This window comes from Microbacterium sp. GbtcB4 (assembly GCF_019091465.1).
In the GTDB taxonomy this organism is placed as follows: Bacteria; Actinomycetota; Actinomycetes; order Actinomycetales; family Microbacteriaceae; genus Microbacterium; species Microbacterium paraoxydans.
Map to the genome: position 1 here is coordinate 1 of NZ_JAGXJJ010000679.1, position 232 is coordinate 232.

At 64.2% G+C, this 232-nt stretch carries 1 pseudogene; it reads right to left on the bottom strand.

From position 1 onward, the window contains the following. Positions 1–232: pseudogene (locus KVS71_RS20150) on the bottom strand (ATP-binding cassette domain-containing protein); the annotation flags it as partial.

Below are 232 nucleotides of genomic sequence, written 5' to 3' on the forward strand. Positions count from 1 at the left end.
TTCCGCCTTCGAGCGCTTCTTCACCCGCTGCTGCGCGATCGTGAGGTTGCCGAGCACGCTGAGGTGCGGAAAGAGGGTGAAGCTCTGGAACACCATCCCGATACGGGTGCGCACGCGGTCGATGTCGATGTCGGGATCGGCGATGTCGATGCCCTCGATGAGCACCTTGTCGCCCGTGGGCTCCTCCTACAGGTTCACCGAGCGGAGCTGCGTCGACTTCCCCGATCCGGAC